Consider the following 22,076-nt stretch of genomic DNA (forward strand, 5'->3'; position numbering starts at 1 on the left):
CATGAGTCGCGCTTTCGTCAACGAAGACAACGCTGCTGCGCAAGCCGATCAGCCGGTCGAACGGCAGGTCAGCACACAGCCCAATTACGTCACGCCGCAAGGGCTTGCCCAATTGCAGGCAAAAGTCGCCGAGCTGCAAAGCCTGCACGCCGAGCAGTCGGCCAAGGGCGAACAGGCTGACAAACAGCGGCTGGCCGATCTCGAACGGGATTTGCGATATTTCAATCAACGGGTCGGCAGCGCTCAGGTCGCACCGGCCCCGACATCTACCGACAAAGTGCAGATCGGCAGCTGGGTGACCTACGCCGACGAACACGACACCGAGCACCGGGTGCAACTGGTCGGTGAAGACCAGGCCGATGCGGCCAACGGCCTGATCAACTGGGCCTCACCGCTGGGCCGTGCGCTGCTTGGCGCGCGGCTCAACGATGAAGTGCTGTGGCAGCGCCCGGCAGGCGATCAACTGATCGAAGTGATCCGCATCGAGCGCTCTTGAACCCGGTTGCTTAAACCACGCCTTGGGCGAGCATCGCGTCGGCGACTTTGACGAAGCCGGCGATGTTCGCGCCTTTGACGTAGTTGATCCGGCCGTTTTCCTCGCCGTAGTGCACACAGGCGTGGTGGATCGACTGCATGATCCCGTGCAACTTGCTGTCCACTTCGCCCCCGGTCCACAGCAGGCGCATGGCGTTCTGCGACATCTCCAGCCCACTGACCGCCACGCCGCCGGCATTCGAGGCCTTGCCCGGCGCAAACAGAATGCCGGCCTCGATAAAGATATCCACAGCCTCAAGAGTGGTCGGCATGTTTGCGCCCTCGGCCACGCAGATGCAGCCGTTGCGCAGCAAGGTGCGGGCGGATTCCGCGTCGAGCTCGTTCTGGGTCGCGCATGGCAGCGCGATGTCGCACGGCAACGACCATGGCAATTGACCGGCGCGGAATTCCAGGCCGAATGCTGCCGCCAATTCGCTGATCCGCCTGCGCTTGACGTTCTTCAGTTCCAGCAGCGCCAGCCACTGTTCTTCGCTCAGGCCCGCCTCGCAATACAGCGTGCCTTCGGAGTCGGACAGGGAAATCACTTTGCCGCCCAGGTCCATCACCTTGCGGGCTGCGTATTGCGCGACGTTGCCGGAACCGGAGATCGCCACACGCTTGCCTTCGACGGTCTGCCCGCGACGCTTGAGCATTTCCTCGGCGAAGTACACGCAACCGAAACCGGTGGCCTCCGGGCGGATCAGGCTGCCGCCGTAGGTCATCCCCTTGCCGGTCAGCACGCTGGTGAACTGGTTGCTCAGGCGTTTGTACTGGCCGAACAGGAAACCGATCTCCCGTGCGCCGACACCGATATCACCGGCCGGCACGTCCACGTCGGCACCGATGTGCCGGTACAGCTCGCTCATGAACGCCTGGCAGAAACGCATGACTTCTGCGTCGCTCTTGCCCTTCGGATCGAAGTCCGAGCCACCCTTGCCGCCGCCCATGGGCAATGAGGTCAGGGAGTTCTTGAAGGTCTGTTCGAAGGCGAGGAATTTCAGCACGCCCATATTCACCGAAGGATGGAAGCGCAAGCCGCCCTTGTACGGGCCGATGGCGCTGTTCATCTGGATGCGGAAACCGCGATTGACCTGCACCTTGCCCTGATCGTCGACCCACGACACCCGGAACACCACCGCCCGCTCCGGCTCGCAGATGCGCTCCAGAATCCCCGAGGTCAGATAGTGCGGATTGGCTTCGAGAAACGGCCACAGGCTGCGCAGGACTTCTTCGACGGCCTGGTGGAATTCGGGTTGATCCGGATCGCGTTTTTTCAGACGGGCGAGGAAGGATTCGACGGATTCGATCATGGGGAAAGTCTCGGCAAATTTGTTGTCGTTGGAGGAGATTGAGCCGGACTGTAACAAACGACATGTGCACAGCAACAGACAAAAATGTCGCATTTATGAAAACAAATAGTACACAATGTATAAAACAGTCTGCATTGCAGGCAAAAAAAAGCGGAGCCCGAAGGCTCCGCTTTTTTATGCAACCAACCCGTAATCAGGCCAGTTTCTTGTGGCGTACCCGGTGTGGCTGGGCCGCTGCTTCGCCGAGGCGCTTTTTGCGATCGGCTTCGTACTCGGTGTAGTTGCCTTCGAAGAACACCGCTTGCGAGTCGTCTTCGTACGCCAGGATGTGGGTAGCGACGCGGTCAAGGAACCACCGATCGTGAGAGATCACAATGGCGGCGCCCGGGAAGTCCAGCAGGGCTTCTTCCAGGGAACGCAGGGTTTCAACGTCGAGGTCGTTGGACGGTTCGTCGAGCAGCAGGACGTTGCCGCCCTCCTTCAGGGTCAACGCCAGGTGCAGACGACCGCGCTCACCACCGGACAGGTCCTTGACGAACTTCTGCTGATCGCCGCCCTTGAAGTTGAAGCGACCGACGTAGGTACGCGACGGGATCTCGTAGTTGCCGATGCGGATCTGGTCCGAACCGTCGGAGATCTGCTGGAACACGGTCTTGCTGCCGTCCAGGTCTTCGCGGCTCTGGTCAACGCAGGCAAGCTGCACGGTTTCGCCGATCTCGATGCTGCCGGAGTCCGGGGTTTCCTTGCCCATCAGCATGCGGAACAGGGTCGACTTACCGGCACCGTTACCGCCGATCACGCCGACGATGGCGCCTTTGGGCATCGAGAACGACAGGTTGTCGATCAGTACGCGATCGCCATAGCCCTTGGTGACGTTCTTGAATTCGATGACCTTGTCGCCCAGGCGCGGACCGGCCGGGATGTAGATCTCGTTGGTTTCCGAACGCTTCTGGAATTCCTGCGACTGCATTTCTTCGAAGCGTTGCAGACGAGCCTTGGATTTCGACTGGCGGGCCTTGGCGCCTTTGCGCACCCACTCCAGTTCTTCCTTCATGGCTTTTTCGTGAGCCGATTGCTGCTTGGATTCCTGGGCCAGACGATCGGACTTGGCTTCCAGCCAACCCGAGTAGTTGCCCTCGTAAGGAATGCCCGCGCCGCGGTCGAGTTCCAGAATCCAGCCGGCAACGTTGTCCAGGAAGTAACGGTCGTGCGTGATCGCGACCACAGTGCCCGGGAAGTCGTGCAGGAAGTGTTCGAGCCAGGCAACGGAGTCGGCGTCCAGGTGGTTGGTCGGTTCGTCGAGCAGCAGCATGTCCGGGGCGGACAGCAGCAGACGGCACAGGGCCACACGACGTTTTTCACCACCGGACAGGTGTTCGACCTTGGCGTCCCAGGCCGGCAGACGCAGCGCATCGGCGGCGACTTCCAGCTGGCGCTCCAGGTTGTGACCGTCGCTGGCCTGCAGGATCGCTTCGAGCTTGGCCTGTTCGGCGGCCAGCTTGTCAAAGTCGGCGTCCGGGTCGGCGTAGGCGGCGTAGACCTCGTCCAGACGCGCTTGCGCATCCTTGATCACGCTGACCGCTTCCTCGACCACTTCACGCACGGTCTTGGTCGGATCCAGTTGCGGCTCTTGCGGCAGGTAACCGATGTTCAGTTCCGGCATCGGGCGCGCTTCGCCTTCGAACTCGGTGTCGACGCCGGCCATGATTTTCAGCAGCGTGGATTTACCCGAACCGTTGAGGCCGAGTACGCCGATCTTGGCGCCGGGGAAGAAAGACAGCGAAATGTTTTTCAGGATTTCCCGCTTCGGCGGAACAACTTTGCCCAGCCGATGCATGGTGAAGACGTATTGAGCCATGGAGAACCTTGGGTCAGTGACAGATGAATGATTGGAGCGCAGGCGATGCCCGGCCAGACCGATGCGCGTCGTTCACTTGATGGTCATCAATGCGTGCGCGCTGAAAAAGTCTGAGTCTAGGAGCTGGAACGCTCCCGCGTAACCGGCAAAGCTACCTGAATGACGGAAGGCAGTCCAGCCGAGTGGGGCTGGCACTTCGCCACAACTCAAGGCATGCTAGCCGCCCCTTGGGCGTCCGGCTTATAGTGCACGTCGCGCCAGTCCAGCCAGACCGCAGGATTACAGCTTGTCCAACGTCACTCCGCCAGCCTCTGTGAGCAGCACCCAACCGGCGCCCGGCTCGTCCCTGCGCGGAACCTTGAAAGGCGCGCTGGCGACGCTGGTGCTGTTGCTGCTCGCGCTGCTGTTCTGGCAGTTGCTCGATCAACTGCGCGAAACCCAGAAAAACCAGCGTCAGTACACCATCGACTACACCGCCGACCTCGCCGCTCAGGTCAGCCTGAACATGGCGCTGAACGCGCAGATCGCCCTCAACCTGCTACCGATCGTCGAACAACCGCAGTCGGCCGACGAACAGCAGGCACTCCTGCGCAAACTTCAGAAATCACTGCCCGACCTGCGCAGCCTGGCCCTGCTCAGCCCGTCCGGAAAGATCCTCAGCGACAGCGCCGCCGACAGCCATGACGCCGATTACCTCAGCGATCTGGTGCGCCGCAGTCGCGCTCAGGCGCATTACTTCAGCAACGACGAAGACGGTTCGGTGGTGCATCTGCTGCTGCATCAGGCCAGTGGCAGCACTCGCGGTTACTGGGCGCTGCGGCTGACACCCACCTTCTTTAAAGCACTGACCAAACAAGGCGAAACAGGCATCCGTCCTCTGTGGCTGGTGGAAAACCGCATCAACCATCAGATCATCAGCCGCGACGAAGCGATGCCCATCGGCAGCACCAGCGTCCTGACCCCGGACGATCTGGCCAACAGCGTGCTGACCGTTCCGCTGAGCAGCAGCGACTGGCAACTGCGTGGCCTGTTCGACCGCCAGCATGTGCTTGAACAACTGTTGCCGGCGTTCATCGGCAAATGCCTGTTGGGCCTGGCGCTGTCGCTGCTGCCGTTTATCGCGTTGCTCAACATGCGTCGCCGTCAGCGTCAGGTGCATGAAGGGCGTCGGCGTTATCAGGATATTTTCGAAGGCACCGGCGTGGCGTTGTGCGTGCTGGATCTTTCGGGGCTCAAGCAGGTTTTCGAAAAGGCCCAGATCCAGACCAGCGACCAGCTCAAGGCCTGGCTCGACCAGCCGGCGCAGCGCCAGCAATTGCTCCACGAACTGCGGGTCACCGAGGTCAACCAGGTCGCGCTGCAACTGCTCAACGTCAATTCCTGCGACCACGCCTGGCAACTGTTGATCGACGGTCAGCCGCACAGTCAGTGCGCCATCGGCAATCAGGTGCTGGACGCCGTGCTCCAGCAGCAAAAGCAGCTGGAACTGGAAATCAAGCTCCCGGACATCAATGGCCGCGACCAGCACCTGTGGCTGGTGCTGCGCCTGCCTCAGGAACAGCACGACTACAAGGCCGTGATCCTGAGCATCAACGACATCACCAGCCGCAAGCTGATCGAACTGTCGCTGCTGGAGCGCGAAGGTTTCTGGTCGGATGTGGTGCGTACCGTGCCGGATCATCTGTATGTGCAGGACGTGATCAGCCAGCGGATGATTTTCAGCAACCACCACCTCGGCCAGACCCTGGGCTACAACCGCACCGAGCTGCATCAGATGGGCGAGTATTTCTGGGAAATCCTTCTGCACCCGGAAGACGCCGACTATTACCACCGCTCGCGGCAGATGCAGCGTCACGCCGGTTACAGCCAGTTGCTGCAATGTCAGTTGCGCTTCCGTCATCGCGACGGCGAGTGGCGGCGCTTCGACATTCGCGAACAGGCGCTGGCCCGGGACAAGCACGACCAGGTCACGCGGATCATCGGCGTGGCCAAGGACATCACCGAGCAGATCGAAGCCAGCGAGTCCCTGCGCGACAGCGAACAACGCTACCGGATGCTCGCCGAAAGCATCAGCGACGTGATTTTCTCCACCGACAGCAAGCTCTCGCTGAACTACGTCAGCCCCTCGGTGCAGGCAGTGCTGGGCTATGACGCCGAATGGATTTTCCAGAACGGATGGCAATCGACCATCGCCAACCCACAGCAACTGAGCGGCATCTATCACCTGATGGATCGCGTCAGCAAAGCCCTGGGCAAACCCGAGCAACTGGTGATTTTGCGCAGCCAGGTGCAGACCCAGCTGTTCCTGTTCGACTGCCTGCGCGCCGACGGTCGCAAGATCCCGATCGAACTGCGCCTGGTGCTGGTGTGGGACGAGCATGGCGCCTTCGAAGGCGTACTCGGGGTCGGTCGCGACATCAGCCAGCAACGCCGCGCCGAGAAAGACCTGCGGATGGCGGCCACGGTATTCGAGCACTCGACCTCGGCGATCCTGATCACCGACCCGGCCGGTTATATCGTCCAGGCCAACGAGGCGTTCAGCCGGGTCAGCGGTTACGCGGTGGGTGAGGTGCTCGACCAGTTGCCGAACATGCTGACCGTCGACGAACAGCAGGACGCGCACCTGCGCTACGTGCTCAAGCAGTTGCATCAGCACAGCACCTGGGAAGGTGAAGTCTGGCTCAAGCGCCGCAACGGCGAGCACTACCCGGCGTGGGTCGGCATCACCGCCGTGCTCGATGACGAGGGCGACCTGGCCAGTTACGTGTGCTTCTTCAGTGACATCAGCGAGCGCAAGGCCAGCGAGCAGCGGATTCACCGCCTCGCCTACTACGACGCCCTGACCCACCTGCCGAACCGCACGCTGTTCCAGGATCGCCTGCACACCGCGCTGCAATCGGCCGAACGGCAGAAGTCGTGGGTAGTGCTGATGTTCCTTGACCTCGACCGTTTCAAACCGATCAACGACTCCCTCGGCCACGCCGCCGGCGACCGCATGCTCAAGGACATGGCCACGCGCCTGCTGGCGTGCGTCGATGATGACGACACCGTGGCGCGGATGGGCGGCGACGAATTCACTCTGCTGCTGCAACACCGCTCCAGCCGTGAAATGGCGCTGAACCGTGCGATCCACGTGGCCGAACAGATCCTTGGCAGTCTGGTACGACCGTTCGTACTTGAGGGACGCGAGTTCTTCGTCACCGCCAGTATCGGCATCGCCCTGAGTCCGCAGGACGGCAACGAACTCAGCCAACTGATGAAGAACGCCGACACCGCGATGTACCACGCCAAGGAGCGCGGCAAGAACAACTTCCAGTTCTATCAGGCCGACATGAACGCCAGTGCACTGGAACGCCTGGAACTGGAAAGCGACCTGCGCCACGCTCTCGAGCAGAACGAATTCGTGCTGTATTACCAGCCGCAGTTCAGCGGCGACGGCAAACGCCTGACCGGCGCCGAAGCCCTGCTGCGCTGGCGTCATCCGCGTCGCGGGCTGGTGCCGCCGGGGGATTTCATCCCGGTGCTCGAAGAACTCGGGCTGGTGGTGGACGTCGGCGACTGGGTGATCAGCGAAGCCTGTCGCCAGCTCAAGACCTGGCACCAGAGCCGCGTGCGCGTGCCGAAAGTCTCGGTGAACATCTCGGCGCGGCAGTTCTCCGACGGCCAGCTCGGCACGCGGATCGCCACGATCCTGCGCGAAACCGGCCTGCCGCCGGCTTGCCTGGAGCTGGAGCTGACGGAAAGTATCCTGATGCGCGAAGTCAGCGAGGCGATGCAGATCCTTGCCGGGCTGAAGAATCTCGGCCTGAGCATTGCGGTCGACGACTTCGGCACCGGTTACTCGTCGCTGAACTACCTCAAGCAGTTCCCGATCGACGTGCTGAAGATCGACCGCACCTTCGTCGATGGCCTGCCGTCCGGCGAGCAGGACGCGCAGATCGCCCGGGCGATCATCGCCATGGCCCACAGCCTGAATCTGGCGGTAATCGCCGAGGGCGTGGAAACCCATGAGCAACTGGACTTCCTGCGCGAGCATGGCTGCGACGAGGTTCAGGGTTATCTGTTCGGGCGGCCGATGCCGGCGGGACGGTTCGAGGCGCAGTTCAGTAACGACGCGCTGTTCATGTTTGACTGACATCTGCGGTGCGGCCTTCGCGAGCAGGCTCGCTCCCACAGGAATTGATGTCGATCACAAAATCTCAGGCCTGCCTCGATTACTGTGGGAGCGAGCCTGCTCGCGAAGAGGCCTTCAAAAGCACCGCACATCTGTCATGAACGCCACTTGTCTGCGACATGATGTCGTTTCATATGCCATCCAAAACCCGTTGGGTTAGAATGCCCCCCTTTTCTGCCCCCCGATCCTTGAGGACCGCCATGTTCAGCCGTGATTTGACTATTGCCAAGTACGACGCCGATCTTTTTGCCGCCATGGAGCAAGAAGCCCAGCGCCAGGAAGAACACATCGAGCTGATCGCTTCGGAGAACTACACCAGCCCAGCGGTGATGGAAGCTCAAGGCTCGGTACTGACCAACAAGTACGCCGAAGGCTACCCGGGCAAGCGCTACTACGGTGGTTGCGAGTACGTCGACGTTGTTGAACAGCTGGCCATCGACCGCGCCAAGGAACTGTTCGGCGCCGACTACGCCAACGTTCAGCCGCACGCCGGTTCGCAAGCCAACGCTGCTGTCTACCTGGCCCTGCTGTCGGCCGGTGACACCATCCTGGGCATGAGCCTGGCTCACGGCGGTCACCTGACCCACGGCGCCAGCGTTTCCTCCTCCGGCAAGCTGTACAACGCCATCCAGTACGGCATCGACGCCAACGGCCTGATCGACTACGACGAAGTCGAGCGTCTGGCTGTCGAGCACAAGCCGAAAATGATCGTGGCCGGTTTCTCTGCCTACTCGCAGATCCTCGACTTCCCGCGTTTCCGCGCCATCGCTGACAAGGTGGGGGCGTACCTGTTCGTCGACATGGCTCACGTGGCCGGTCTGGTCGCCGCTGGCGTCTACCCGAACCCGGTTCCGTTCGCTGACGTGGTGACCACCACCACCCACAAGACCCTGCGCGGTCCACGTGGTGGCCTGATCCTGGCCAAAGCCAACGCCGACATCGAGAAGAAGCTGAACTCCGCCGTATTCCCGGGCGCCCAGGGTGGCCCGCTGGAGCACGTGATCGCCGCCAAAGCGATCTGCTTCAAGGAAGCCCTGCAGCCTGAGTTCAAGGCTTACCAGCAACAAGTGGTGAAAAACGCCCAGGCCATGGCCAGCGTGTTCATCGAGCGCGGTTTCGACGTGGTTTCCGGCGGTACTCAAAACCACCTGTTCCTGCTGTCGCTGATCAAGCAGGAAATCTCCGGTAAAGACGCCGACGCCGCTCTGGGCAAAGCGTTCATCACCGTGAACAAGAACTCCGTGCCAAACGACCCACGCTCCCCGTTCGTCACCTCCGGCCTGCGCTTCGGTACTCCGGCCGTGACCACTCGCGGCTTCAAAGAGGCTGAGTGCAAAGAGCTGGCTGGCTGGATCTGCGACATCCTGGCAGACCTGAACAACGAAGCGGTGATCGACGCCGTTCGTGAGAAAGTCAAAGCCATCTGCAAGAAACTGCCGGTATACGGCGCTTAACAAGTCCGCACTACCGCTCAAGAAAAGCCCGATCAGAAATGATCGGGCTTTTTTTTGCGCGAACAACAAGCGAGGGGCAGCCTCGACTTTCAGGATTAAACAACTACTTCACCAAACAGCACTACAAACAATTTGATGCACACTTACCCTTCACCACCAACTCTAAAACAGCACATGATCCAAACCTGCACATGAGCAACAAAGCTCCTGCTTCCCAAAATAAATCAAATGGATATTGAGAGAGCAACATGAGTACTGACCGACAAAAATCCTTTATTGCAATTGTTGGCATCCAAACCAATCTGGTGCATTTTCTTGACGTGGTAAATGGCGAGAAAGCAACCGTAAACTCGTCCATGTTCAGTGGCGGGCACTTCACTGGAAAGCCGCAATCACGTGATGACTCACACCGTTTGAGCTTACGCCCGGAACCCCGTCTAACCTTGTATTTCAGGTACACCGACCGGGGATACAGGCTCTATATCCGCACCCCTGGACCTTATTACGGAAAATGCCTGGGTATTGACAAAGACGGGATCCTGGGAGCATTCGCTCCTGATGGTTCGAGTTTTTATCAACTTATAGGAAAGCAGGGGAACACACTCTCGATTGAGGACCACCAATCAAACAAGTTGGAGGCATATCTACAAGTCTCAGGATCGCCAAGCTTGCTGCATACACACCGGTTACACGATTCAAAGTTCACTTATTTCGCCGACAAAGGCGGCAAGCCCTTCAAATTCAATCTTACAATCATTGAGCGAAACGCCCCTTACATTAATCATCCCGACGAAATCTGATCACTTCGAAAGTTATTCTGCAGCCGATCTCTCTTATTGGTCGGTACATGGGACTGCACCTGAAAGCAGATACCTGCCTCCAGATGACTGGCCAGATAAATCCGCCATCTTCAGTCCCCGTTGCGATCACTCACGACTCCTGCAGCGGTACTCGACTATTAAACCCTTGAGCCTTTTGCATGACCGATGACACAAAAATAACCACTGGTCAGACCGGTCATGCCATTTTTGTGTTTTTCACTTGCAGCCCGAGAAAAACAGCGCCTAGACTGCACCCGCACTGGACATACCGGTAAGACCACAATAATTAAGTCCTGAATCTGTGCGCTCCGCGCACGGCAGCCAGGACACCGACCAGGATTCCTCCCATGCTCAGATGGTGCTCGCGTTCAATCTTCCTCCAAGTGGTTCTCGGACTGATGCTCGGCATCGTCTGCGGGCTGACCCTTCCTGAATACTCGGCCCAGCTCAAACCGCTCGGCGACGGTTTCATCAAACTGATCAAGATGCTCATCGGCCTGATCGTGTTCTGCGTGGTGGTCAGCGGCATCAGCGGCGCGGGCGATCTGAAGAAGGTCGGGCGTATCGGCCTCAAGTCGGTGATCTACTTCGAAGTGCTGACCACCATCGCCCTGGTGATCGGTCTGGTGTTCGCCTTCACCACCGGGATCGGCAGCGGCGCCAACATCCATCTGGAGCAACTGTCCGCCGCCGACATGGGCGACATCGCCGAACGCGGCCAGCACATGCACACCACCACTCAGTTCCTGATGGACCTGATTCCGACTTCGGTACTCGGCGCCTTTGCCGACAACAACATCCTGCAAGTGCTGTTGTTCTCGGTGCTGTTCGGCAGCGCGTTGAATCTGGTGGGCGAAGCAGCTTCCGGAATCTCGCGGCTGATCAACGAACTGAGCCATGTGATCTTCCGCATCATGGGCATGATCGTGCGTCTGGCACCGATCGGCGTGTTCGGCGCCATCGCCTTCACCACCAGCAAATATGGCCTCGATTCCCTGCAACACCTGGGCAGCCTCGTCGGCTTGTTCTACCTGACCTGCATCGCCTTCGTCGCGCTGATTCTCGGTCTGGTGATGCGCCTCTCGGGCCTGCGCATGTGGCCGCTGCTCAGGTACCTGCGTGAAGAACTGCTGATCGTCATGGGCACTGCGTCCTCCGATGCCGTGCTGCCGCAGATCATGCGCAAGCTGGAACATCTGGGCATCGGCAGCTCGACCGTCGGCCTGGTGATTCCCACCGGTTATTCGTTCAACCTCGACGGTTTCTCGATCTACCTGACCCTGGCCATCGTGTTCATCGCCAACGCCACCGGTACACCGCTGGCCATGACCGATCTGCTGACGATTTTGCTGGTATCGCTGATTACCTCCAAAGGTGCCCACGGCATTCCGGGTTCGGCGCTGGTGATTCTCGCGGCGACGCTGACGGCCATCCCGGCGATTCCGGTGGTCGGTCTGGTGTTGGTGCTGGCGGTGGACTGGTTCATGGGCATCGGCCGGGCGCTGACCAACCTGATCGGCAACTGCGTTGCCACCGTGGCCATCGCCCGTTGGGAAAAGGACATCGATGTGCAACGGGCGAACAAGGTGCTCAACGGCGAGCAGGGCTATAACTTTCAGCCGAGAAAAACCGTCGCTCAAGCGGCAGCCAAAGAATTCTGAATGACCGCCGTGCCTGCGCCAATGCAGGCACGGCACATGGAGCGAACCCGTGATTACTTCATCAACTGTCGTCAACTCAGTGGTAGAAAAACTTCGGGCTGCGCTGGCCCGTGGTCAGTGGCGCTCCGGCGAGATGCTGCCGGGCCAGCGCGAACTGGCCGAACAACTGGGCATCAGCCGCCCGAGCCTGCGTGAAGCGGTGATCGTGCTGGAAACCCTCGGTCTGGTGCGCTCGATGCCAGGCAAAGGCGTGGTGGTGCTCGACGCCCAGGCCAGTGACAGCCAAAGCCACGACAGCGCGGTAGCCGGCGCCAGTCTCGAAGACGTGCTGCAACTGCGTTACACCCTCGAGCCGTTCATCGTCGGGCTGGTGGCGCAGTCAATCAGCAGCAAGGAAGTCGGGCAACTGCGCCTGACCCTGATGGACATGCGCGAAGCTCTCGAAGCCGGCGACAGCGAAGCCGGCGTCAGCGCTTACATCGCGTTTCACGAAGAACTGTTCACCCTGACCTCGAACCCGATTTTCCAGAGTGTGGTGCAACAGACCAGCAACGCCCTCAAGCAAAGCGCCGAAGTGCTGCGCAATTCGCCGGAGCACCTGGCCGAACGCCTTGAAGAAAACGAAGCCGTGGTGCGCGCGATCCGCAGCAAGAACAGCGCTCAGGCCAGCGCCGAAATGCGCCGACACATTTTGCGTGAAGGCCAGCGGATGGGCATCGAGCTGAACATTCCGGATGACAACCTGAGCCACTGAAACGCCTCAAACTGGAGACCGGCCATGAACAGTCTTGCCACGCCGTCGCACCCTCGCCCGACCTCGACGGCCCTGCCCTTCTCCCGCCTGCACGCGCCGGTGGACGATCTGTATCCGCGCCTGTTCGACGCAATCCTCGAACAGCGCCTGAATGCCGCCAGCCGCTTCACCGAAGAAAGTCTCAAGCAGATGTTCGGCGTCAGCCGCGCCGATGTGCGTAGGGTGCTGATCCAACTGTCCCACGAACAGATCATCGTGCTGCGGGCCAACCATCGGCCGCGTGTTGCTGCGCCGGACGCCGAGCAGACACGTCAGGCACTGCACGCCCGGCGTCTGGCCGAGAACACGCTGGTTCGATTGGCTTGTCAGCATGCGCAGGCTGAAGATCTGAAGCGCCTGCGCGCCTTGATCGAAGGTGAGCGCCAGGCTGTGGATAAAGATCGACGGGGCGCAGTCATTCGCCTGTCCGGGGAGTTTCATTTGCAGCTGGCGAAAATGGCGCGGAATGCACCGTTGGCGCATTTTCTCGGCACGCTGGTGCCGCTGACCTCACTGGCGATAGCGCGATGCGGTAAGCAGACGCACAGATGTTGCGCATGGGAGGAACACTTTGAAATTGTAGAGGCGGTGGAGCGCGGAGATATCTCAAAAGCCGGCATGCTGATGAATCGGCATCTGGATCACCTTGAGCAGACGTTGCTGGGTTCAGAATCTGAATATTGTGTTGCTGGTTAGAACGCCTTCGCGAGCAAGCCCGCTCCCACAATGAACTGCATTCTTCCTGACAGAATGCGATCTACTGTGGGAGCGGGCTTGCTCGCGAAGAGGCCCTTCGAGCCTCCACAAATTCAGTTTTGCTGTGCAGCCACCCTGGCAAACCCCGCCCGGATTTTCTCTTCCGGCAAATCGTCGGCGATAAACACGATCACGCTTTCTCGCGTTTCGCCTTCCGCCCACTCGGTGTCCCAGTCGAAGCCGTAGAGTTTCAGCACACCCTGAAACACCAGCCGCCGATCTTCACCGGCAATGTTCAGCACGCCTTTGTAGCGCAGCAATTGCTTGCCGTGATCTTCCAGCAATTCATTCATGAACTCGCTGAGCTGATCGATATCCAGCGGCTGGTCAGTGCGCAGCACCAGACTGGAAATCCGGTCGATGGACGGCGCCTTGCTGACCGGTCGCAGACTCACCCCGCCGCCGAGATCGGCGTTCAGGTTGAAACCGCGCACATCGAGCAACTCGGCCAGATCGATGTTGCCGTGCTCTACCACGCGGATCGGTGCGCGGCGGTTGATGCGGGTCAGGCGTTCGCTGAGCGCCGTGAACGCGGCCTCGTCCACCAGATCGGTCTTGCTCACCAGCAAGCGGTCGGCAAAACCGATCTGCGCTTGGGCAATGGTCTGGGTCAGATGCAGTTCGGCATGGGCCGCATCCACAAGGGTGATGATGCCGTCGAGCAAATAGCGCTCGCGCAGTTCTTCGTCGATGAAAAAGGTCTGTGCTACCGGGGCCGGGTCGGCCAGGCCGGTGCATTCGATGACCAGCCGATCAAAGGCGATTTCGCCGCTGTCCAGCCGTTCGAGCAGCTGGTACAGGGCCTTGGTCAGGTCGGTGTGGATGGTGCAGCAGACGCAGCCGTTGGCCAGGGTCATGACTTGCACCGGCTCGTCGCCCAGTAGTTGGGTGTCGATACCGGCGTCGCTGAATTCGTTTTCGATCACGGCGATTTTCAGGCCGTGCTCGGCTTTCAGCATATGGCGCAGCAAAGTGGTCTTGCCGGCGCCGAGGAAACCGCTGAGTACCGTTACAGGTATTGGAGAAGACAACATCGATCCCCTTCACAAAATTGATGAGCAACACAAAACAAATGTGGGAGCGGGCTTGCTCGCGAAAGGGTCGTGTCAGTCGACATCATTGCTAACGACACACCGCTTTCGCGAGCAAGCCCGCTCCCACAGTTGGGGACTGCATCAACCGAAGGCTGTCAGATCAACAGCACTTCGGCCCACCCTTGCCACCGTAACGGGCTTCCTGACGTTCACGAAAGAACATCTCGTAGCTCATCACCGGTTTGTCCGGGTGTTTGGTCTGCATATGCTCGACGTAGGTGTCGTAGTCGGGCATGCCGACCATCAGGCGCGCGGCCTGACCGAGGTATTTACCGAGGCGACTCAGGTCATTGAACATGCTGCAATCCTCTGGTTACGCGTCCGGCAGGGCCTGGAATGGCGATTCTTTGTCCGTACGCTCTTTTTTGCCCCAGGCGGCGATGCCGACCTTGAGCGCATAGAACAGGATGCTGAATACCACGAACAGGAACAGCGCGGTCAATGTAGCGTTGGTGTAGGCGTTGAAGATCACGTGCTGCATCTGCTCGACGCTCTTGGCCGGCGCCAGCACCTGACCGTTGGCCAGTGCATCACTGTACTTCTTGGCCAGCGACAGGAAGCCGATCGCCGGGTTGGCGTCGAACAGCTTGATGAAGCCAGCAGTCGTGGTGCAGATCAGCAGCCAGGTGGCCGGCAGCAGGGTGACCCAGATGTAGCGCTGGCGCTTCATCTTGATCAGGACCACGGTGCCGAGCATCAGCGCGATACCCGCCAGCATCTGGTTGGAGATACCGAACAGCGGCCACAAGGTGTTGATCCCGCCCAGTGGATCAACCACGCCCTGATACAGCAACCAGCCCCACATCGCCACACAACCGGCGGTGGCGATCAGGTTGGCGGACCAGGACTCGGTACGTTTGAGTGCCGGAACGAAGGAGCCGAGCAGGTCCTGCAGCATGAAGCGACCGGCACGGGTGCCGGCATCGACTGCGGTCAGGATGAACAGCGCTTCGAACAGGATCGCGAAGTGGTACCAGAACGCCATGGTGTTTTCACCCGGCAGGACACTGTGCAGGATCTGCGCGATACCGACCGCCAGGGTCGGCGCACCACCGGCACGGGCCAGGATGGTGGTTTCGCCGATGTCATGCGCTACCGCTTGCAGGGCTTCCGGGGTAATTGCAAAGCCCCAGTTGCTGACTGCGGTTGCCACGGACACCACGTCACCGCCGACCACGGCGGCCGGACTGTTCATGGCGAAGTACACGCCCGGCTCAATTACCGAGGCAGCGACCATGGCCATGATGGCCACGAACGATTCCATCAGCATGCCGCCGTAACCGATGTAGCGGGCGTTGGTTTCGTTATCCAGCAGCTTCGGCGTGGTCCCCGAGGAGATCAGCGCGTGGAAGCCCGATACCGCACCGCAGGCGATGGTGATGAACAGGAACGGGAACAGACCGCCCTTCCACACCGGACCGGTGCCGTCGACGAACTGGGTCAGGGCCGGCATTTTCAGCTCGGGCATGGTCACCAGGATGCCGATCGCCAGGGCGACGATGGTACCGATCTTGAGGAAAGTGGAAAGGTAGTCACGCGGCGCCAGAATCAGCCACACCGGCAGCGAAGCGGCGACGAAACCGTAGCCGACCAGCATCCAGGTAATCTGCACGCCAGTGAAGGTGAAGGCCTTGGCCCAGACCGGATCGGCGGCAATCTGCCCACCGAGCCAGATCGAACCCAGCAGCAGCAACACGCCGACTACCGAGATCTCGCCGATGCGGCCCGGACGGATGTAGCGCATGTAGATGCCCATGAACATCGCGATCGGGATGGTCGCCATCACGGTGAAGATGCCCCACGGGCTTTCAGCCAGGGCTTTCACCACGATCAGCGCCAGCACCGCGAGGATGATGATCATGATCAGGAAGCAGCCGAACAGGGCAATGGTGCCGGGGATGCGGCCCATTTCTTCACGCACCATGTCGCCCAGGGAACGGCCGTTGCGACGGGTGGACATGAACAGAACCATGAAGTCCTGCACCGCGCCCGCCAGCACCACGCCGGCGATCAACCACAGCGTGCCGGGCAGATAGCCCATCTGCGCCGCCAGTACCGGGCCGACCAGCGGCCCCGCGCCGGCGATGGCTGCGAAGTGGTGACCGAAGAGAATGTGTTTGTTGGTTGGAACGTAGTCCAGACCGTCGTTGTTGAGCACGGCGGGGGTGGCCCGACGCGGATCGAGTTGCATCACATTGTTAGCGATGAACAGACTGTAGTAACGGTACGCAACCAGATAAATGGCCACGGCGGCGACCACAATCCACAAGGCGTTGATCGCCTCGCCTCGGCGCAATGCCACTACGCCCAGGGCGCACGCTCCTACGATTGCCAGCAGCAGCCAGGGTAAGTGGCGTAGCAGGCTATTATTATTTTTCATTTTATTATTCCAGCCAGGGTGGACAAGAAAGACAGCCACCCCGAGTTTAGCGCTGTTGGCGGCAAAGGCCATACCCCGACATTGGTCTAGACAGTCCATTCGTTGGCAACACCCCGCCGGTCGGGTCTATAGTCAGCTGACCTTCCTGAGGATTGCGCCATGAGCGAGCACCCGTCCGAGCGTCGCCGCTTCAAACGTATCGCTTTCGATGCCCGAACCGAATTGAGCCAGGGCGAGTACATCTGGCCGGTGAAGCTGATCGATCTGTCGCTCAAGGGGCTGTTGATCGAGCGGCCCGAGCCCTGGCTGGGCAATCCCGAGCAGGATTTTTTCGTCGACATTCATTTGAGCGAGGACGTACACATCGAGATGGATGTGCAACTGGCGCATGAAGATCACGGCCAGCTCGGTTTCGTGTGCCGGCATATCAGCCTGGAGTCGATTCAGCGCCTGCGTCGCCTGATCGAACTCAATCTGGCCGACGAAACCGAACTGGAACGCGAGCTCGGGGCGCTGATAGACGTCTGATCACTCGAACAACGAGTCCAGCGCCTGCTCCAGACGTGTCACCGCAATGATCTGCAAGCCTGGCGGCGCTTCCTTCGGCGCATTGCCCTTGGGCACAATCGCGCGCTTGAAACCGTGCTTGGCAGCTTCCTTCAACCGCTCCTGACCGCTCGGCACCGGGCGCACTTCGCCGGACAGGCCGACTTCGCCGAACACCAGCAGGTCATGGGGCAACGGGCGGTTGCGCAGGCTCGACATGACCGCTGCCATCAAGGCCAGGTCGGAGGCGGTTTCCAGCACCTTCACCCCGCCGACCACGTTGAGGAACACGTCCTGATCGTGGGTCGGAATGCCGCCATGACGGTGCAGCACCGCCAGCAACATCGCCAGACGATTCTGATCCAGACCCAGCGTCACCCGACGCGGGTTGGCCAGATGGCTGTCATCCACCAGCGCCTGAACTTCCACCAGCATCGGCCGGGTGCCTTCCCACGTCGCCATCACCACACTGCCCGGGACTTCTTCCTGAGCGCGGGTAAGAAAAATCGCCGAAGGGTTGGAGACTTCTTTCAGGCCCTTGTCAGTCATGCCGAACACGCCGAGCTCGTTCACCGCGCCGAAACGGTTTTTCACCGCCCGCAGCAAACGCAACCGCCCGTCGGACTCGCCTTCGAAATACAGCACGGTATCGACCATGTGCTCCAGAACCCGCGGCCCTGCGAGCGCGCCTTCCTTGGTCACGTGGCCGACCAGGAAAATCGCCGTGCCGCTTTGCTTGGCGTACCGCACCAGCAACGCCGCACTCTCGCGCACCTGGGACACCCCGCCCGGCGCCGATTGCAATTGTTCGGTGAAAATCGTCTGGATCGAGTCGATCACCATCACCTTGGGTTTTTCCTGGCGGGCGGTGGCGATGATGGTTTCGATACAGGTTTCGGTCATGACCCGCAGTTGATCCTGCGGCAGACCCAGACGACGTGCACGCATGGCGACCTGTTGCTGAGACTCTTCGCCAGTGACGTACAGCGCCGGCATGGTCTTGGCGAGGTTGCACAGGGTCTGCAGCAGAATCGTCGACTTGCCAATGCCCGGGTCGCCGCCGATCAGCACCACCGAACCGTCCACCAGACCACCGCCGAGCACGCGGTCGAGCTCGCCGGAGGCTGTGGAAAAACGTGGAATCTCTTCGATGCTGACTTCGGCCAGGGTCTTGATCTGCGCTTGCTGCCCGGCCCAACCGGTGCGCCCGCTCGGGGCGGCGGCAGCGCCGCTCTCGACCATGGTTTCGGTCAGGGTGTTCCAGGCGCCGCATTCGCCGCACTGCCCGGCCCACTTGGGAAAGGTTGCGCCGCACTCGGTGCAGCCGTACATGCGCTTGGCCTTGGCCATCTGAACCCCCGACAAAAACCGCGATGATAACGCAGCCATCGTCGATCAGCGCGGCGCAGCGGGATGGATTTCTCCGCTGGCCAGACGCGCGGCGCTGCTGTCGGTCAAACCCCGACAGTTGCCGGTGTTTGAAAGGGTCGCTGTCAGTCGACCAGTTTGGCGGCCAGGGCCTTGACCCGCTCCAGGTCACCCTTGGCCACTTTGGTCACACCGGCGCCGTATTCCGGATCCGCCTTATAAAGGAAGGACAGCATGATGTGCTTGCTCTCGTCGTCGGTACCCGCCAGCGAACCGCCGAAGCTCTCGATCAGGTCCTGACGTTCCTTCTTGCTGAACGAGCGATACAGATCGCCAGCCTGCTTGAAGTTCTGCTCACGCTGGATCTTCGCCTGTTGCGTGCTGCCCTGCAGCGCGGTCTGGCTGTAGCGCGCACCTGGCGTCTCTTCACGTGGTTGCAGACGGCTTGGCTGATAGTTGACGCCCGAGGTGCTCGCACCGGCATTCATCGCGCCATCCTGATTGCCATTGTTGACTGCAGTTTTGGCAGCATTGATCGGCAATTGCAGGGCATTGGCGCCGAGGCGATACATTTGCGTATCGGCATAGGCAAATATACGGCCTTGCAGCAGACGGTCTTCCGAAGGCTCGATGCCCGGCACCACATTCGATGGCGCCATGGCCACTTGTTCGGTTTCCTGGAAGACATTAGAAGGATTGCGGTTCAAGACCATTTGTCCAACTTTTCGCTCAGGAATACCTGGCCAAATCTTGGTTGCATCAAGAGGATCGAAATCAAACTTGGACAAATCTTGCGGATTCAATACTTGGATGTACAAGTCCCACTTGGGAAAATTTCCGCTGTTAATATTTGTTACTAAATCGTGAGTCATGTGACTGTAATCCCGGCCCTGAACTTGCACAACTTGTTGCGGATCGAGATTCTTGATGCCCTGCAAACTTTTCCAGTGAAACTTCACATAGTGCACATCGCCCTTGGCATTGACCAACTTGTAAGCGTGCACACTGTTACCGTCCATCTCCCGATAACTGGCCGGTGTACCCGAGTTGGAATACAACTCGGTCAATGTGCGGGTGGCTTCCGGTACATGGGAGAAGAAGTCGAAGCGGCGTGAATCATCGTCAAGGTTGGTACGTGGATCGGGCTTGAAGGCATGCACCATGTCCGGGAACTTGATCGCATCGCGGATGAAAAACGTCGGGAAGTTGTTGCCCACCAGATCCCAGTTGCCGTCAGCGGTGTAGAACTTGGTGGCGAAACCCCGTGGGTCCCGCAGGGTTTCCGGTGAATGGTTGCCATGCACCACCGCGGAGAAACGCACGAACACCGGCGTGACCTGGCCGACAGCGAACACCTTGGCCTTGCTCAGATCACTCAGGTCGTTGGTCGCGGTGAACGTGCCATGAGCACCGGTACCCCGGGCATGCACGACGCGTTCGGGAATGCGTTCGCGGTCGAAGCGTTGCAGCTTCTGGATCAGTTGCACGTCCTGCAACAGTACCGGGCCGGTTGCGCCGGCAGTTTGTGAGTTCTGGTTGTCGCCGACCGCCGCACCGTTATCCCGGGTCAACGGCGCCGCACTCGCGGAAAGGGTCAGTAGGCCGGCAGTCAATAAACCGAAGGTATGACGAAGGGAAAAGGCCCTCAGGCCATGCATGGAATTCATTTCAGACTCCTCTGTTATTTTGAGGCGCATCCAGGTGCGCCTGCCAGAGGCTAGAAGCTCAGCTTGCCAAACATAAATAGAAAGTTCGTAACGCGACGATTGAGCATTTTTTCTTGAAGATCAGCACGTTGCAGCGTATTTCGCGCGCGATTAGTGGCACTTTGCAAACTAATTGCGAAATGGTGTGTCGATAAAAGCGGGCTTTGTAAGAAGGTGTTTCGCGCAGGACGCGTTATGCTGATTTACACTGCGTACACCAAACTCATCTGTAACAAGGAAATAACTATGGGCGTGCTCAGCGAGTTCAAGGCCTTCGCGGTCAAAGGCAATGTGGTCGACATGGCCGTCGGTATCATCATCGGCGCGGCCTTCGGCAAGATTGTTTCGTCATTTGTCGGCGACGTGATCATGCCGCCAATCGGCCTGCTGATCGGTGGGGTGGATTTCAGTGACCTGGCGATCACCCTCAAGGCTGCCCAGGGCGATGCCCCCGCCGTGATGCTGGCTTATGGCAAGTTCATCCAGAGTGTTCTGGACTTCGTGATCGTCGCCTTTGCGATTTTCATGGGTGTCAAAGCCATCAATCGCCTGAAGCGTGAAGAAGCCGTGGCTCCTTCCTTGCCACCGGTGCCGACCAAGGAAGAAGAACTGCTGGGCGAGATTCGCGATCTGCTCAAGGCCCGGAACAACCAGCCTTGAAGACTGAAACGGCGCCTTAGGGCGCCGTTTCCTTACCAGTAGTTTTCCACTGCCACCTGCCCCGGTCGCCGGGCCAGGCTCAAGGCCATACCGCGTTGCTTGAGCAAGGCCCGGGTGTCATCGATCATCTGCGGATTGCCGCAGAGCATCACCCGGGAATGCGCCGGCGTCAGCTCCACACCGGCCATCTTTTCGAGTTCGCCATTTTCGATCAGCGTAGTGATGCGTCCGTTGAGGGCGCCGGCATACGGCTCACGCGTGACCACCGGAATAAACTGGAACTTGTGGGCGTATTCCGCGAGGTAGTCGCGCTGTGTCAGTTCCGCGATCAGCTGTTGATAAGCCAGCTCCCGAGACTCTCGCACGCTGTAGACCAGGATGATTCGCTCAAACTTCTCCCAGACCTCGAAGTCCTGCAGGATCGACAGAAAGGGCGCCACACCCGTGCCTGTGGATAACAGCCAGAGATCACGACCATCAATGAATCGATCCAGCGTCAGATAGCCAAAGGCCTGGCGCTCGATCAGCAAGCTGTCCCCCACCTTCAGGCGGCTCAGTTCGCTGGTGAACTCGCCCCCCGGCACCACAATGGAAAAGAACTCGAGAAATTCGTCGAACGGCGAAGACACCATCGAGTAGGCGCGCCACACCGTGCTGCCATCCTCACGGGTCACGCCAATCCGGGCGAATTGTCCGGCTCGGAAGCGAAAACCGGCATCCCGTGTGGTACGCAGGGTGAACAGACTGGGGGTCAGCGACTGTACATCGAGCAATGTCTGGCGGCTGAATTTTTCGCTGCTGGCGGTCATTGGGTCACTCCATCAACAATGACTGAATTGTTACGCATTAATCCTCATTGGAACACCGACGGTTTGTAATGCTATTTCAATGTGCCACCACCCTGAGAAGGAGTAGTAGATAACATTCAAGCGATGCAATTCTTTAAATGATCCTCCGCATA

17 protein-coding genes are annotated in these 22,076 nt (G+C 59.8%); 9 read left to right on the plus strand and 8 right to left on the minus strand.

From position 1 onward, the window contains the following. The first annotated feature begins 1 nt into the window (after position 1). Complete coding sequence (locus tag K3819_RS25030; RefSeq protein ID WP_064599547.1) at positions 2-496, plus strand: GreA/GreB family elongation factor; 495 nt, start codon at positions 2-4, stop codon at positions 494-496. Between the two features lie 10 nt (positions 497-506). Here the strand turns inward: K3819_RS25030 and gdhA are convergent, their stop codons facing one another. Then, positions 507-1,844 (minus strand): NADP-specific glutamate dehydrogenase, encoded by a 1,338-nt coding sequence (gene gdhA, locus K3819_RS25035; protein ID WP_221398133.1) that lies wholly within the window; start codon positions 1,842-1,844, stop codon positions 507-509. Between the two features lie 193 nt (positions 1,845-2,037). Continuing rightward, entirely contained in the window at positions 2,038-3,702 is a 1,665-nt protein-coding gene (gene ettA / locus K3819_RS25040) for an energy-dependent translational throttle protein EttA (RefSeq protein ID WP_007950976.1), read from the minus strand. A 286-nt stretch (positions 3,703-3,988) separates the two neighbouring features. Between ettA and K3819_RS25045 the strand changes: the two genes are divergently transcribed. The 6 genes from K3819_RS25045 (at position 3,989) to K3819_RS25070 (ending at position 13,301) form a co-directional block, all read left to right on the plus strand. Beyond that, positions 3,989-7,837 carry an EAL domain-containing protein gene (locus tag K3819_RS25045; protein ID WP_221398134.1) on the plus strand — a complete coding sequence of 1,283 codons (3,849 nt, stop codon included), beginning with the start codon at positions 3,989-3,991 and terminating at the stop codon, positions 7,835-7,837. Positions 7,838-8,076: 239 nt separating this feature from the next. After that, positions 8,077-9,330: a serine hydroxymethyltransferase gene (glyA, locus tag K3819_RS25050; RefSeq protein ID WP_221398135.1), complete on the plus strand. Its 1,254-nt coding sequence runs from the start codon at positions 8,077-8,079 to the stop codon at positions 9,328-9,330. Between the two features lie 248 nt (positions 9,331-9,578). Next, positions 9,579-10,130, plus strand: coding sequence for a hypothetical protein (locus tag K3819_RS25055; RefSeq protein ID WP_221398136.1), 552 nt, complete (start codon positions 9,579-9,581; stop codon positions 10,128-10,130). 368 nt (positions 10,131-10,498) lie between these two features. Then, entirely contained in the window at positions 10,499-11,812 is a 1,314-nt protein-coding gene (locus tag K3819_RS25060; RefSeq protein WP_085612603.1) for a C4-dicarboxylate transporter DctA, read from the plus strand. Between the two features lie 49 nt (positions 11,813-11,861). Further along, on the plus strand, positions 11,862-12,566 hold the full coding sequence (locus K3819_RS25065) for a FadR/GntR family transcriptional regulator (protein WP_039771741.1): 705 nt from the start codon (positions 11,862-11,864) through the stop codon (positions 12,564-12,566). Between the two features lie 24 nt (positions 12,567-12,590). Continuing rightward, a complete protein-coding gene (locus K3819_RS25070) occupies positions 12,591-13,301 on the plus strand; it encodes a GntR family transcriptional regulator (RefSeq protein WP_221398137.1) in 711 nt (236 codons plus the stop codon). 113 nt (positions 13,302-13,414) lie between these two features. Here the strand turns inward: K3819_RS25070 and yjiA are convergent, their stop codons facing one another. The 3 genes from yjiA to K3819_RS25085 all read right to left on the minus strand — a co-directional run bounded on the left by yjiA (position 13,415) and on the right by K3819_RS25085 (position 16,835). After that, a complete protein-coding gene (gene yjiA, locus K3819_RS25075; protein ID WP_409348311.1) occupies positions 13,415-14,395 on the minus strand; it encodes a GTPase in 981 nt (326 codons plus the stop codon). A 160-nt stretch (positions 14,396-14,555) separates the two neighbouring features. Further along, positions 14,556-14,753 carry a YbdD/YjiX family protein gene (locus tag K3819_RS25080; protein ID WP_003228401.1) on the minus strand — a complete coding sequence of 66 codons (198 nt, stop codon included), beginning with the start codon at positions 14,751-14,753 and terminating at the stop codon, positions 14,556-14,558. A 15-nt stretch (positions 14,754-14,768) separates the two neighbouring features. Further along, complete coding sequence (locus K3819_RS25085) at positions 14,769-16,835, minus strand: carbon starvation CstA family protein (protein ID WP_007950983.1); 2,067 nt, start codon at positions 16,833-16,835, stop codon at positions 14,769-14,771. Between the two features lie 159 nt (positions 16,836-16,994). Between K3819_RS25085 and K3819_RS25090 the strand changes: the two genes are divergently transcribed. Beyond that, positions 16,995-17,363, plus strand: a complete 369-nt coding sequence (locus K3819_RS25090) for a PilZ domain-containing protein (RefSeq protein ID WP_064599557.1) — start codon at positions 16,995-16,997, stop codon at positions 17,361-17,363. Here K3819_RS25090 and radA read toward each other — a convergent pair whose 3' ends face one another. Together radA and katB are read right to left on the minus strand one after the other, a co-directional pair. Further along, positions 17,364-18,731, minus strand: a complete 1,368-nt coding sequence (gene radA, locus K3819_RS25095; protein ID WP_064599559.1) for a DNA repair protein RadA — start codon at positions 18,729-18,731, stop codon at positions 17,364-17,366. A gap of 143 nt (positions 18,732-18,874) precedes the next feature. After that, complete coding sequence (gene katB / locus K3819_RS25100) at positions 18,875-20,416, minus strand: catalase KatB (RefSeq protein WP_064599561.1); 1,542 nt, start codon at positions 20,414-20,416, stop codon at positions 18,875-18,877. 285 nt (positions 20,417-20,701) lie between these two features. Here katB and mscL point away from each other — a divergent pair, with 285 nt between their 5' ends. Continuing rightward, complete coding sequence (mscL, locus tag K3819_RS25105; protein WP_064599563.1) at positions 20,702-21,115, plus strand: large-conductance mechanosensitive channel protein MscL; 414 nt, start codon at positions 20,702-20,704, stop codon at positions 21,113-21,115. Between the two features lie 32 nt (positions 21,116-21,147). Here mscL and K3819_RS25110 read toward each other — a convergent pair whose 3' ends face one another. Next, complete coding sequence (locus K3819_RS25110; protein WP_221398138.1) at positions 21,148-21,924, minus strand: ferredoxin--NADP reductase; 777 nt, start codon at positions 21,922-21,924, stop codon at positions 21,148-21,150. Positions 21,925-22,076 lie beyond the last annotated feature (152 nt).

The organism is Pseudomonas sp. 3-2, from assembly GCF_019710535.1.
GTDB lineage: Bacteria > Pseudomonadota > Gammaproteobacteria > Pseudomonadales > Pseudomonadaceae > Aquipseudomonas > Aquipseudomonas pharyngis.